Raw genomic sequence first — 12,934 nt, 5'->3', positions numbered from 1 at the left:
GATCCGGGGAGTGGTCAGCGCAGCAGCAGGTTGGGCTGGAGCAGGTAGCGGTAGCTGTCGCTGCCGGGCTGCTCCCGCGAGGTCTGCGCGGTGATCAGGACGGGGCCGGGCTTGTTGGGGTTCTCGGTCTTCGTGAACGCGATGCGCACGAACTCCGAGTGGACGGCGGCGAGGCCGTCGAGCAGGAACTGCGGCTTGAGCGAGACGACCACGTCGTCGCCGGTCACGATCGCGTCGATGCTCTCGGACGCCTGCGCCTGCTCCGAGCCGATGGCCTCGAGGGTGAGGCCGTCGCTGCTGAAGCTGAAGCGGAGGGCCGCCTCTCGCTCGAGGACGAGCGAGACGCGGCGGGTGGCCTCGATGAGGTCGCTGGTCGACATGACCGCGTAGTTCTCGACGGAGGCGGGGAAGAGGCGCTTCACGGGCGGGAAGTTGCCCTTGATCAGCAGCGAGGTGACGGTCTTGCGGTCCGCGGTGAAGGCGATCAGCTCGCGCTCGTCGCGGTTGGTGATCGCGACGGAGACGGTGCCGGAGTGGCCGAAGGTCTTGCCGACCTCCTGCAGCGTGCGCGCGGGCACGAGGGCGGTGAGCGGCTGGGTGGGCGCGGGGTTGTCCCCGTTGTCCCAGTCGATCTCGCGGACGGCGACGCGGTAGCGGTCCGTCGCGACGAGGCCGATCGTGTTCTCGGTGATCTCGAGCTGCACGCCGGTGATGACGGGGGTCACGTCGTCACGGGAGGCGGCGACCGCCACCTGCGAGACGGCGGCCGCGAAGGCGTCGGCCGGGACGAGGCCGGTGGAGGCGTCGATATCGGGGATGCTCGGGTACTCCTCCACGGGCATCTGCAGGAGCGTGAAGTGCGCCGAGCCGGCCGAGACCGAGACGCGCGACTCCTCCGTGGCGATGCGCACGGGAGCGTTGGGGAGGCGGTTCGCGATGTCGGCGAGCAGACGTCCCGAGACGAGCACGGTCCCCGTCTCCTCCACATCGGCCGCGATCTGCGTCTGCGCGGACACCTCGTAGTCGAAGGAGGACAGCGTCAGACCCTCGGCGGTCGCCTCGATGAGGACTCCGGAGAGGATCGGCAGGGTCGTGCGCTGCGGAAGCAGCTTGACCGCGAAGGACACCGCCTCGCTGAAGACATCGCGGTTGGCTTGGAACCTCACGAGTACACCCCTGACGAGTCGCGGACGAAGACCGTCGCCCATCGTACCCGCCGGGCTCGACGAGCTCGGAAGGGGGTGGACCGCCGAGCACTCCCGAGCCGCTGTGGAGAGGTTGCCGGTCGAGGCTTCATTAAAGAGAGAACTGCGTTAACAGTGTTAACACGTGTGGAAACTGTGGAAAACGCTTCGGACCCCTACTCCTGGGTGGGATCGGAGGGACCCGCCCCTGTGGAGGGAGTGTGAGCGGGCCCGTGGACGCCCTGTGGAGCGATCCGAGCCGACCGGTCCCTCTCCACAGGCGGGCTCTTCCGGCGCACAGCCCCGAGGCGGTTGTCCACAGTTATCCACAGGTTCCTCACACTGTGGAAATCGGCCCTCCCAGGCGCGCGAGGCGGCGTGTCCGAGGCGCGCGAGGCGGGTCGGAGGAGTCCGTCGACGACTTCTCCGGTCACGACGGAGGCCGTCGAACGCGACTCGCGCCCGTCCGAGCGGCGCGGAAGACGATGCGCGCTCCCACTCCCCTGCGTTGCTCTCCAAGCCGTCGCACGGCGGATCAACACCGTCCGATCGCGCGCCGGCTGCTCAGCCGCTCACCCTGACCCCCTGAGCACGTTCGGTCCATGCTGGTCGAGTAGCCCCAGCGAGCCGTATCGAGACCCCCGCCAGCGCCTTCGCCTGATCTCGACGCGCGCCGACACGGACGCCCTGCTGCTCGCGCCGCGATCCCCGTCGCCTCCCCTCACACGAAGAGAGGGGAGCGACTACCCGACCACCGCGCACGGACGCCGATGGACCCCGGGGCACGCCACCCGGGACAGGCGGTCCCGGGGACCGTACGACTGCCGGCTAGCGGTTCGTCTTGATACGGGTGGTCAGCTCGGTGACCTGGTTGTAGATGCTGCGGCGCTCCTTCATGAGCTCCGAGATCTTCTTGTTCGCGTACATGACCGTGGTGTGGTCGCGGTTGCCGAACAGCTGGCCGATCTTGGGCAGCGAGAGGTTCGTCAGCTCGCGGCACAGGTACATGGCGATCTGGCGCGCGGTGGCGACGGCCTGCGAGCGCGACGAGCCGTAGAGGTCGTCGACCGTGAGCTTGAAGTAGTCCGCCGTGTGGTTGATGATGTCGACCGGCGAGATGACGTTGTCCTCGTCGAGCGTGATCAGGTCCTTGAGCACGGTCTGCACGAGCGACATGTCGACCGGCGTCCGGTTCAGGCTCGCGAACGCGGTGACGCGGATGAGCGTCCCCTCGAGCTCGCGGATGTTGCTCGACACCTTCGACGCCATGAACTCGAGGATGTCGTCGGGCACGAGCAGCTTCTCGCTGACCGCCTTCTTGCGGAGGATCGCGATGCGGGTCTCGAGGTCGGGAGCCTGCACATCGGTGATGAGGCCCCACTCGAAGCGCGAGCGCATCCGGTCCTCGAAGCCGGTCAGGGCCTTCGGCGGCAGATCGGACGTGATCACGACCTGCTTGTTGTGGTCGTGCAGCTGGTTGAAGGTGTGGAAGAACGCCTCCTGCGTCTCCGCCTTCCCCTGCAGGAACTGGATGTCGTCGATCAGGAGGATGTCGACGTTGCGGTAGCGGCCGTGGAAGGCGTTGCCCCGGTTGTTCGCGATCGAGTTGATGAAGTCGTTGGTGAACTCCTCGCTCGAGACGTACCGCACGCGGATCCCCGGGTAGAGGCTCATCGCGTAGTGGCCGATGGCGTGGAGGAGGTGCGTCTTGCCGAGCCCGGAGTCGCCGTAGACGAAGAGCGGGTTGTAGGCCTTGGCGGGAGCCTCGGCGACGGCGACGGCCGCGGCGTGCGCGAACCGGTTGGAGCCTCCGATGACGAAGTTGTCGAAGCTGTACTTCGGGTTCAGGCGGGTGTCGGTCGCCGGCACGGTCCGCAGCTCCTCGACCCCGCGGGTCGGCGCGACCGTCGCTGAGGAGGCGGTGATCGGCTCGAACGGGTTCATCGACTCCTGCGACGACGGGGAGCTGAGGGGCTCGTGCTCGATGTCGGGGTTCACCACGAAGGCGAACGTCGTGACGCCGAAGGAGTCGTCGAGCGTCCCGATCGCGCTGAGCAGGGGCACGCGCACGCGCTGCTCGAGCATCCCGCGGGTGAACTCGTTCGGGACCTCCAGGTAGAAGGTGCCCGCCATGATGCCCTTGGGCTCCACGAGCGAGACGAACCCGTAGAGGGGAGCGGTGATCCGCTCGTCCTGGGACAGTGCGCCGAGGATCACGTTCCACGCGTCGACCATCGACGTGTCGTCTGCCATCTGTCTCCGGTCCTGGGTGCTGTCGCTGTGAAGTCGCTGCGGGATCGCCGTCTCCGCCGGACCCGTCGCCGCCCGCTGCAGGGGCGTCGCGGACCGGGCGCGGAGCCGGGTCTCGAGTGCCGCTCTCTCCACAGGGTTGTCCACCGGCCTCGAGCGATGCCTGTGCGGGCGCGGGAGGACGCGGATCCCACCTGTGGATAACTGCGGCTCAACACCGTAACGAACGGAGCCGACAGGAGACAAATCCACCACAGCGACACCCGCGTGTCAATGCGCGGAACCCCGTGTCCCGTGTGCATGATCGAGGTTTCGCGCCGTCCACATTTGACCGGTGGCGGAAGAGGCCGTAGTTTAAGTCAGTTGACGCCTGCCCGGTGTCGTCCGTGCGGCCCTCGCAGGCCGGGCGGATTCCGCAGCCGGGCACCCCTTCTTCCCGGAGGATCCGAGTCTCCGCCCGAGCGGGTGGTGCCGGTTCGCGCCGCGGAACACGTACGTGGAGATCTGATTATGAGCAAGCGAACCTTCCAGCCGAACAACCGTCGTCGCGCCAAGGTGCACGGCTTCCGTCTGCGCATGCGCACCCGTGCCGGCCGCGGCATCCTCAGCGCGCGCCGCGCCAAGGGGCGCACCGAGCTCTCCGCCTAGCAGCGAGCGGTACCGACCAGCGGTGCTGGCCAGAGCCAATCGCATCGTCCACGGAGGCGAGTACCGGACAGTCGTCCGTCGCGGTGTGCGGTCCACAGGACCGCACACCGTCACGTATGTCCGCCGGTCCTCCGCGGGCGATCCGGCGCGGTTCGGGTTCATCGTCGCCAAGACGGTCGGCACCGCGGTGACGCGCAACACCGTCCGCCGCCGGCTCAAGGCCGTGGCGTTCGAGCTCGTCCCCGAGATCGACCCCGGCACCCAGGTCGTCGTCCGCGCGCTGCCCGGCAGCGCCGACGCCCCCTGGTCGGAGCTGCGCTCCGAGGTGTGGTCCGCGATGGCGCGAGCCGCGCGGAAGAGCGGGGCGTCCTCGTGACCGCCGTGCTCCCCCGCCGCGAGGCGCCGTTCGCCCGGCTCGGGTGGGCGATCCTCCTGTTGCCGCGGAACATCGGCGTCCTGCTCCTGATCGTCTACCGGGCGGTCGTGTCCCCTCTCTACGGGGACGTCTGCCGTTACTACCCCTCGTGCTCCGCGTACGCGCTGCAGGCGGTCCAGCTCCACGGGCTCGTCCTCGGCTCCGTCCTCGCGGCCCGCCGTCTGCTCCGCTGCCACCCGTGGGCGGCCGGCGGCATCGACGACGTCCCGACCTCGATCCCCCTGCACCGACCGGCTTCCGGCCGGACCCGCTTCGCCGTGACGCGAGCCGGGTTCGTCGTGGGCCCTCGAAAGGACTGACCCCACTCCATGGACCTCCTCGGCACGATCCTCTGGCCCCTCAAGTGGGTGGTCGAGCTGCTCCTCGTCGCCTTCCACCAGCTGCTGACCTTCACCGGCATGGAGGCGGCCGCGGGAATCACCTGGGTCCTCTCGATCGTCGGCCTGGTCATCGTCATCCGCGCCGCGCTCATCCCGATCTTCGTCAAGCAGATCAAGAGCCAGCGCCGGATGCTCGAGGTCGCACCCCAGCTCAAGAAGATCCAGGACAAGTACAAGGGCAAGCGCGACCAGCTGTCCCGCGAGGCGATGTCCCGCGAGACCATGGAGCTCTACAAGAAGACGGGCACCAACCCGCTCGCCTCCTGCCTGCCCCTGCTGATCCAGATGCCGATCTTCTTCAGCCTGTTCTCGGTGCTGAACGCGGCGCAGCACAGCCAGAAGGGCGTGGGCCCGCTCGACGAGACGCTCGCCCGCCAGTTCGGCGAGGCGAACCTCTTCGGCGTCGCACCGCTGCACCAGTCGATCCAGGGCGCACTCGCCGAGGGCGGCCAGGAGCCGGTCATCATCATCGCGGTGATCATGGTCGTCCTGATGACCGCGTCGCAGTTCATCACGCAGCTGCAGATCGTCTCGAAGAACATGTCGCCCGAGGCGAAGGCCTCGCCGACGTTCAAGCAGCAGCGGATCCTGCTCTACATCCTCCCCCTCGTCTTCGCCTTCTCGGGCTTCGCCTTCCCCCTCGGCGTCATGTTCTACTGGCTGACCTCGAACATCTGGACGATGATCCAGCAGTTCATCGTCATCCGGAACATGCCGACCCCGGGCAGCGAGGCCGCCAAGGCCCGCGAGGAGCGCCTGCGCCGCAAGGGCAAACTGGTCGAGGAGACCACGGCCGCCGGCGACGTCACCCTCGTCGAGAAGAAGGCCGTGCAGCGCACGCAGCCCGTGAGCAAGAACCGCTCCAAGAAGCAAGCCGGAAAGAAGTAGAGCCGCCATGACCGATCCGATGCAGACCATCACCGACGACGCGTCCGCACCCGTGGACGTGGACGCGTCCGCCGTCGACGAGGCGCCCGAGTCCACACTCTCGCAGCTCGAGGACGAGGGCGACGTCGCCGCCGACTACATCGAGGAGTTCCTCGACATCTGCGATCTCGACGGCGACATCGACATCGAGGTCCGCAACGGCCGCGCCTACCTCTCGGTCACCGCCTCCGGCGACACGAACCTCCGGGTGCTCTCCCGCCCCGACGCCGTCCAGGCGCTGCAGGAGCTGACCCGCCTGGCGGTCCAGACGAAGACCGGCGCGTTCTCCCGCCTCATCCTCGACATCGGCGGCTCCCGCGACGCCCGCGAGGCGGAGCTGGCCCAGCTGGTCGACCGCGCGATCGAGCGGATCGAGGACGGCGCCACGTCGGCCTCGCTCCCGCCCATGTCGTCGTACGAGCGCAAGCTGGTCCACGACATGGTGGGCGAGCGCGGCTTCGTGTCGGAGTCGCGCGGCGAGGCGCGCGAGCGCCACACCGTCATCACCCGCGGCTGAGCGGCGTGGAGTCGACCCTCGAGGCCGAGCCCTCAGCCGCTGCGGCGATCGCCGGCGATCGCCTGCCCCTCCTGCGGCGCTTCACAGAGGCTCTCGCCGACCAGGGTGAGGAGCGCGGCCTGATCGGGCCCCTGGAGCTCCCCCGGCTCTGGACGCGGCACGTGCTCAACAGCGCCCTGGTGGCCCCTCTCCTGCGTCCGGGACTGGTGGGTGATGTCGGCAGTGGCGCGGGCCTTCCCGGGCTCGTCCTGGCCATCGTGCGGCCGGACGTCCGCTTCGTGCTCATCGAGCCGATGGAGCGTCGCGTCGTCTGGCTTCAGGAGCAGGTGGACGGACTCGGGCTCGAGAATGTCTCAGTTCTTCGAGCCCGTGCTGAAGAGGCGGAGCTCGCGGAGCCTCTCGACCAGGTGACCGCTCGGGCGGTCAGCGCCCTCTCGAAGCTGATCCCGCTGACCGCGCCGCTGCTGCGGCCCGGAGGCGAGCTGGTCCTGCTGAAGGGCATCAACGCCGAGAAGGAGATCGAGGCGGCGGCCAAGCAGATCCGTCGTTTCCGGCTCTACCCGCCCGAGGTCGTCGTGCTCGGCGACGGCGTGCTCTCCGAGGTGACGAGGGTCGTCCGGGCTACAGTGGGTTGATCGCCACGACGCCGCAGTGAGCCCCCGACTCCTCGTCCGTCGACTCCTCGGTGCTGATGTCCGTCCCACTCGCTGAGCGAAGGTTTCACGTGAAACAAACCGATTCCGCCGGTCTGACCGGAGGCTTCGATTCCTCGACTCCCCTGGCCCGGGAGATCGCGGACATGACCCGCCGGCGCGCACTGCTGAACGCCCAGCCGCTGCCCAAGCCCGAGTCGACGCGCGTCATCACAATCTCGAACCAGAAGGGCGGCGTCGGCAAGACGACGACGACCGTCAACCTTGCCGCCGGGCTTGCCCGCGGTGAGGCGAAGGTGCTCGTCATCGACCTCGATCCGCAGGGCAACGCGTCAACGGCCCTGGGCATCGAGCACCGCGCCGAGACGGCCAGCGTGTACGACGTGATCGTCAACGACACTCCCCTCGCGGACGTCGTGCAGAAGAGCCCGGAGTTCGCCTCGCTCTACGGTGTGCCGGCGACCATCCACCTGGCCGGCGCCGAGATCGAGCTGGTCTCGCTCGTCGCACGCGAGCAGCGTCTCCGCCGTGCGCTCGACCGCATGCTCGACACCATGGACGAGCCGTTCGACTACGTCTTCATCGACTGCCCGCCGTCGCTCGGTCTGCTGACCATCAACGCGTTCGTCGCCGCTCGCGAGGTGCTCATCCCGATTCAGTGCGAGTACTACGCGCTCGAGGGGCTCAGCCAGCTGCTCAAGAACATCGACCTGATCGAGCGGCACCTCAATCCGAACCTCGGTGTCTCGACGATCCTCCTGACGATGTACGACGGCCGCACGAACCTCTCCCAGCAGGTGGCAGCGGATGTGCGAGAGCACTTCCCGAAGGAGGTGCTGCGCGCGGTGATCCCGCGCAACGTGAGGATCTCGGAGGCGCCGAGCTACGGACAGAGCGTGATCAGCTACGACCCGCAGTCGTCCGGTTCGCTGGCGTATCTGGAGGCGGCCGCGGAGATCGCACGACGCGGAGCCCGGAAGACACCCGAGACGGCACACGAAGGAGAGGCACGCTGATGGCGACCAAGCGCACGGGACTCGGCCGGGGGATCGGCTCGCTCATCCCGACCAGCGACGAGTCGCGCTCCCGGCCCGTCGACGTCTTCTTCCCTGATCAGGTCGGCGATTCGGCCCGTGCCGAGGAGCTCCTCGAGGTCCCCGGAGCGCGCTTGGCGCGACTCCCCCTCGCCGACATCACCCCCAACACGGCGCAGCCGCGGTCGGTGTTCGACGAGGACGACCTCGCGGAGCTCGTCCACAGCATCCGCGAGTTCGGAGTGCTGCAGCCGATCGTCGTCCGGCCCGTGACGGCTCGCGGCGGAGCGAAGTACGAGCTCGTCATGGGTGAGCGCCGGTTCCGGGCCTCGAAGGCCGCGGGACTGACCACCATCCCCGCGGTCGTCAAGGACACGGCCGACGAGAACATGCTCCGCGACGCGTTGCTGGAGAACCTGCACCGCGCCGACCTCAACCCGCTCGAGGAGGCGTCCGCCTACCAGCAGCTCCTCAGCGACTTCGGGATCACCCAGGAGGCCCTGGCCACGCGGCTCGGACGGTCTCGGCCGCAGATCTCGAACACACTCCGTCTCCTGCGCCTCCCGGCCGATGTGCAGGCCCGCGTCGCTGCCGGCGTCCTGACCGCCGGACACGCGCGTGCGGTTCTGTCGCTCGACGACGTCGAGATGATGCGCCGCCTGGCCGACAAGATCGTCAACGAGGACCTGTCCGTCCGCGCCGCCGAGGCCGCCGCCGCGCAGATGAAGGCGCCACGGACGACCACGCGTCCCGTGGTGGAGGAGCAGGGCGGGCACTCCGGACATCTCTCGTCGATCGCGGATCACCTCGGCGACCGGTTGAACACGCGTGTCAAGGTCACTCTGGGTGCTCGCAAGGGCCAGATGGTCATCGACTTCGCCACCATCCAGGACCTGAACCGCATCCTCGCCGAGATCGGGGAGCCGACCGAGGTGTCGCTCGCTCCGTAGAGGGCCGGCCTAGCGGCCGCTACTGATCAACCGTGGGGTGGCGAGGGCGCGCTCTCGCTGTGGTCTTGGCAATAATGGCCGATGAGGCGGTATCTGCTCCCCTCGTCGGCATCACGATCACAGAGATCAGCACGCTTGAGGTGACCTACGAGCTGCCGTGCGAGCTCGGCACTCTTGGTCGTCGCCATTTCTCTGATTGATAGGCCCTTATGACCGGTACAGCCTGATGAGGTGGCCCCAGGATCTGCGAGGCCCTGCTGACTCCGGGCCTGGTCGCGAATACGGCGGTCATCATCGATCCACGATGATACGTCGGGTATCAGGGTAGTGATCTCTGGATAGAGCCACTCCTGCTGCGCCTAAGGTGGTCAAGTAGGCGCGGAGCGCCGGATCTAGAATTGGCGGAGTTCAGACATCGTCGGCCTCCGGCGTTCGAGTCGCGTTCGGTAGCTCGCTGGCGAGCGCAGGACGGGCGCCTGGACGGGTCGTACTCGCTGGCGCTCTCCGCTGCAAAGGGCGACGTCATCGTCGCCGATAGTCGCGTGCGCAATGTTTCACGTGAAACAGTCCTCGGTTGATCGCTGACATGAGGACCCCTTGGCTGACCGTGCAGCCCATGTCGCTCAGGAGGAGCGCTTCCTAGGCCTCCAGGCATTGGCCGGCGGGCGGGCAAGTAAGACGAGATGCGGTATCCCTCCATTTCCAGAATCGACGCGGATGTATGAGTGAGTTCGCCGACGCTTGACGGAGGACTCCGTCGGCGGTCGCCCCCAGAGGGCACTGAAAGAGACGATGTAAGGGCCGTTTCACGTGAAACGGTGCGCTCTAGGGCGGCCTGGCCGTTGAAGAGCTACGAACGTGCCAGGTCTAACAGGACGCCCTCGCGGCATGACCCGCTTCAGAGGGCGCATCTTTTCCGATTGAAGTTGCTCAACGGCTGCGGAAGCGTTTCACGTGAAACGCCTCTGCCGAGAACCTTGGACGCCCGTGCGGTTCACGTGGAACGGCCTTCGACCGCAGTGCTCAGAAGAGATCGCTCGCCTGACCACCGAAATTCCGACATCACCCCCCCGAGGCGGAGTTGAGGTCGGAGAACCAAGCGAGAGGGGTCCCTTCGGGCCGGTCTCGATACGTCGCGTTGTGGCTACTCGACCAGCATGACGACGAGGACCAGTTGCCGATGGAAGCCCATGGGCCAGGTCGATTCCTGGTGGGTTCAGCGCGGCGAGGGGTTCTCACCACGCCGATCTACGGATACTCGACCGGCGCGGCGATGGATGTCTGGCGTTGTGGGAGTCGAGACGCGGCCTCGGGTTCTTCCCCCGAGTCGGCAGTACTGGTCTGCTGATCAAGACCAAGACACGTTGTTGGGCGGCTACTCGACCCCTGTCATAGGAGAAGGAGGCGATCGCGGGTCTCGATATACCGCGATCCGGCTACTCGCCTGGCAGGGTTTCGCGCACTTGTTCACAACGCCGCAGCCTCGCGACAAGGAGCGTGCGCGCAGCGGACCGTTTCACGTGAAACGGCATGGAGTCAGGAGGCGGCGAGCTTCGCGAGAGTGGAGTAGACGTCGCCGAGGTAGCGGCCGGACGCCTCGATAGCCTGGGGAACGAGCGAGGTCTCGGTCATTCCGGGAAGGACGTTCGCGTCGAAGAACCAGGGGAGTCCGGCGTCGTCGATGATGAAGTCGAGCCGCGACAGATGGCGGAGTCCCAGCAGCTCGTGGATCGCAACGGCCACGCGGGACACCTCCTCCGTGATCTCCGGCGAGATCCGGGCCGGCGTGTAGAAGTGCGTCTCCCCCGCGTTGTAGCGCGCCTCGAAGGTGTACTGGCCCGCGACCGGGGCGATCTCGACGGGCGGCAGTGCGAAAGCTCCGTCACCGAGGTCGAGAACACCGACGGAGACCTCGGTCCCCTGGATCTGCTGCTCGATGAGCACGACGTCGCCGTAGGTGTACGCCTCCACCATCGCTCGCGGGAGCTGCGACGACTCCGTCACGATGCTGACACCCTGGGCCGAACCGCCCTGGGCAGGCTTCACCACAAGGGAGCCCGGCAGGTGCGCCTCGACCTGCTCCAGGATCCCGGCTGCTCCGAGCTCGCGGAACGTCTCGCGGGGGAGGGTGACGGAGCGCGGGGTCGAGAAGCCGGCGCGAGCGACGAGCGTCTTCGCGGTGGGCTTGAACCAGGCCAAGCGCGCCGCGTCCGTCTGCGAGCCGACGTAGGCGAAGCCCGCCGCTTCGAGGAGCCCGAGGAGCGCACCGTCCTCACCGCTCGCCCCGTGCACCGCGGGCCAGACGACGTCGGGACGCTTCTGCAGGAGCGTCGAGAGGAGGCCGGCGTCCGGTTCGTGCAGGGAGACGCGGTGGCCCATCGCGGAGAGACGATCCGCCACGCGACGGCCCGACCGCAGGGAGACGTCGCGCTCGTGGCTGATGCCACCGCTGATGACGACGATGTCGAGAGTACGGTCGAGCACAGAGAAATCGGTCATGACCAGGGCTTTCTTATCGAAGGAGCGGTGTCAGGAGACGTTCGGCGGCAGGACGGCGTCGCGCTTGCTCGCGTCGGCGCTGGTCAGCCGGCCCGTGCCCGCGAAGGTCGACAGCAGATCGAGCTCTCCGTTGATGACCGTGGCGAGGCGGCGGATGCCGTCGCCGATGCGCTCCGGCGTCGGGTAGCAGAACGAGAGGCGGATGTTCTGACGTCCGTCTCCGTTGCCGTAGAACGCAGTGCCCGGCGTGTACGCGACGAGCTCCTTCACCGCGCGCGGCAGCATCGCCTTGGAGTCGAGCTCCTCGGGCAGCGTGACCCAGACGTAGAAGCCGCCGTTCGGGTTCGTCCAGCTGAGGCCGGGCAGATGAGTCTGCAGGCCCTTCAGCATCGCTTCCTTCCGCTCGCGGTAGACGCCCCGGAAGGTGTCGATCTGTCCGCGCCAGTCGGCCGTCTCGAGGTACTTCGAGATGACCAGCTGGCTGAAGGACGACGGGCTGAGGACGGCCGCCTCGTTGGCGAGGATCAGCCGCTCGCGGATCGCGTGCGGAGCGAGAGCCCAGCCCACCCGGAAGCCGGGAGCGAGCGTCTTCGAGAACGTGCCGAGATAGATCACTCCGTCCTCCTCCAGCGAGCGCATCGCCTTCGGCGGGACGTCCTCGAAGTAGAGGAGGCCGTACGGGTTGTCCTCGAGCACGAGGATCCCCTCGGACTTGCAGATCTCGAGGATCTCGACGCGGCGCTCCCAGCTGAGGGTCACGCCCGCGGGGTTGTGGAAGGTGGGGATCGTGTACAGGAACTTGATCGTCTTGCCGGCGGCGCGGACGCGGGCGATGTGCTCGCGGAGGGCGGCGGGGATGAGCCCGTGCTCGTCCATCGGGACGTGCTCGACCTCGGCCTGGTACGACCGGAAGATGACCATCGCCGTGACGTAGCTGGGGCCCTCGGAGAGGACGACGTCCCCCGGGTCCAGGAAGAGCTTGGAGACGAGCTCCAGGGCGTGCTGAGAGCCCGTGGTGACCACGATGTCGTCCGCGCTGGCGGAGATGCCCTCGAGGGCCATGACGTCGAGGATCTGCTCGCGCAGGACGGGGACGCCCTGGCCCGACCCGTACTGCAGCGCGACGGGCCCCTGCTCCCGCATCACCGTCTCGATGGCGCCGGTCACCAGGTCCTGGGGGAGCGCGGACACGAACGGCATGCCGCCGGCGAGCGAGACCACTTCGGGGCGTGACGCGACGGCGAACAGGGCTCGGACCTCGCTGGCGGCCAGACCGGCCGTGCGCTCCGCGTAGGAGTTGTACCAGGGGTCGAGGTTGGTGCCGCGGTTGGTCACGATGGTTCCGCTTCGCTCGGTGGACAGTATCTCTCCGGCCGGAGCCGGGTGGATCCACAGTACCGGCCGGTCCTGTGCTGCGGCGGGGCGGTCGGGCGCCACCGCAGGGATCGTGGCCTGC

Annotated in this window: 12 protein-coding genes; 8 read left to right on the top strand and 4 right to left on the bottom strand. The window is 67.9% G+C overall.

The window, feature by feature from the left end; all coding sequences use genetic code 11:
- Window positions 1-14 precede the first annotated feature (14 nt).
- Window positions 15-1,166, bottom strand: coding sequence for a DNA polymerase III subunit beta (gene dnaN / locus C5C59_RS01375; RefSeq protein ID WP_104237765.1), 1,152 nt, complete (start codon window positions 1,164-1,166; stop codon window positions 15-17).
- Between the two features lie 846 nt (window positions 1,167-2,012).
- Window positions 2,013-3,317, bottom strand: a complete 1,305-nt coding sequence (gene dnaA, locus C5C59_RS01370; protein ID WP_374952921.1) for a chromosomal replication initiator protein DnaA — start codon at window positions 3,315-3,317, stop codon at window positions 2,013-2,015.
- Between the two features lie 627 nt (window positions 3,318-3,944).
- Between dnaA and rpmH the strand changes: the two genes are divergently transcribed.
- The 8 genes from rpmH to C5C59_RS01330 all read left to right on the top strand — a co-directional run bounded on the left by rpmH (window position 3,945) and on the right by C5C59_RS01330 (window position 8,979).
- Entirely contained in the window at window positions 3,945-4,082 is a 138-nt protein-coding gene (gene rpmH, locus C5C59_RS01365) for a 50S ribosomal protein L34 (protein WP_055784512.1), read from the top strand.
- Window positions 4,083-4,104: 22 nt separating this feature from the next.
- Complete coding sequence (gene rnpA, locus C5C59_RS01360; protein ID WP_104222680.1) at window positions 4,105-4,458, top strand: ribonuclease P protein component; 354 nt, start codon at window positions 4,105-4,107, stop codon at window positions 4,456-4,458.
- A gap of 5 nt (window positions 4,459-4,463) precedes the next feature.
- Window positions 4,464-4,817 carry a membrane protein insertion efficiency factor YidD gene (gene yidD / locus C5C59_RS01355; RefSeq protein ID WP_244230695.1) on the top strand — a complete coding sequence of 118 codons (354 nt, stop codon included), beginning with the start codon at window positions 4,464-4,466 and terminating at the stop codon, window positions 4,815-4,817.
- Between the two features lie 9 nt (window positions 4,818-4,826).
- A complete protein-coding gene (gene yidC / locus C5C59_RS01350; protein ID WP_104222681.1) occupies window positions 4,827-5,786 on the top strand; it encodes a membrane protein insertase YidC in 960 nt (319 codons plus the stop codon).
- A 7-nt stretch (window positions 5,787-5,793) separates the two neighbouring features.
- Window positions 5,794-6,342 carry a R3H domain-containing nucleic acid-binding protein gene (locus C5C59_RS01345; RefSeq protein WP_258062514.1) on the top strand — a complete coding sequence of 183 codons (549 nt, stop codon included), beginning with the start codon at window positions 5,794-5,796 and terminating at the stop codon, window positions 6,340-6,342.
- A 5-nt stretch (window positions 6,343-6,347) separates the two neighbouring features.
- On the top strand, window positions 6,348-6,977 hold the full coding sequence (gene rsmG / locus C5C59_RS01340; RefSeq protein ID WP_104237764.1) for a 16S rRNA (guanine(527)-N(7))-methyltransferase RsmG: 630 nt from the start codon (window positions 6,348-6,350) through the stop codon (window positions 6,975-6,977).
- Between the two features lie 164 nt (window positions 6,978-7,141).
- Window positions 7,142-8,011, top strand: a complete 870-nt coding sequence (locus C5C59_RS01335) for a ParA family protein (protein WP_104247021.1) — start codon at window positions 7,142-7,144, stop codon at window positions 8,009-8,011.
- Window positions 8,011-8,979 carry a ParB/RepB/Spo0J family partition protein gene (locus C5C59_RS01330; protein WP_104222684.1) on the top strand — a complete coding sequence of 323 codons (969 nt, stop codon included), beginning with the start codon at window positions 8,011-8,013 and terminating at the stop codon, window positions 8,977-8,979. Before C5C59_RS01335 ends, C5C59_RS01330 begins: the two co-directional genes overlap by 1 nt.
- A 1,536-nt stretch (window positions 8,980-10,515) precedes the next feature.
- On the opposite strand, the gene C5C59_RS01325 is transcribed toward C5C59_RS01330, so the two are convergent.
- Window positions 10,516-11,478 (bottom strand): ATP-grasp domain-containing protein, encoded by a 963-nt coding sequence (locus C5C59_RS01325; RefSeq protein WP_104237763.1) that lies wholly within the window; start codon window positions 11,476-11,478, stop codon window positions 10,516-10,518.
- Between the two features lie 30 nt (window positions 11,479-11,508).
- On the bottom strand, window positions 11,509-12,813 hold the full coding sequence (locus C5C59_RS01320) for a PLP-dependent aminotransferase family protein (protein ID WP_104237762.1): 1,305 nt from the start codon (window positions 12,811-12,813) through the stop codon (window positions 11,509-11,511).
- Window positions 12,814-12,934 lie beyond the last annotated feature (121 nt).

It is taken from the genome of Rathayibacter sp. AY1F4, from assembly GCF_002931775.1.
In the GTDB taxonomy this organism is placed as follows: Bacteria; Actinomycetota; Actinomycetes; order Actinomycetales; family Microbacteriaceae; genus Rathayibacter.
The sequence above is the reverse complement of the archived record's forward strand: the minus strand, read 5'-3'. Positions and strand labels throughout refer to the sequence as shown.

Bases quoted from the DNA above. Each gene is read 5' to 3' on its own strand.
- dnaA (WP_374952921.1), bottom strand. From the start codon at position 3,317: ATGGCGGGCACCTTCTACCTGGAGGTCCCGAACGAGTTCACCCGCGGG.
- rpmH (WP_055784512.1), top strand. From the start codon at position 3,945: ATGAGCAAGCGAACCTTCCAGCCGAACAACCGTCGTCGCGCCAAGGTG.
- yidC (WP_104222681.1), top strand. From the start codon at position 4,827: ATGGACCTCCTCGGCACGATCCTCTGGCCCCTCAAGTGGGTGGTCGAG.
- C5C59_RS01345 (WP_258062514.1), top strand. From the start codon at position 5,794: ATGACCGATCCGATGCAGACCATCACCGACGACGCGTCCGCACCCGTG.
- C5C59_RS01335 (WP_104247021.1), top strand. From the start codon at position 7,142: ATGACCCGCCGGCGCGCACTGCTGAACGCCCAGCCGCTGCCCAAGCCC.
- C5C59_RS01330 (WP_104222684.1), top strand. From the start codon at position 8,011: ATGGCGACCAAGCGCACGGGACTCGGCCGGGGGATCGGCTCGCTCATC.
- C5C59_RS01325 (WP_104237763.1), bottom strand. From the start codon at position 11,478: ATGACCGATTTCTCTGTGCTCGACCGTACTCTCGACATCGTCGTCATC.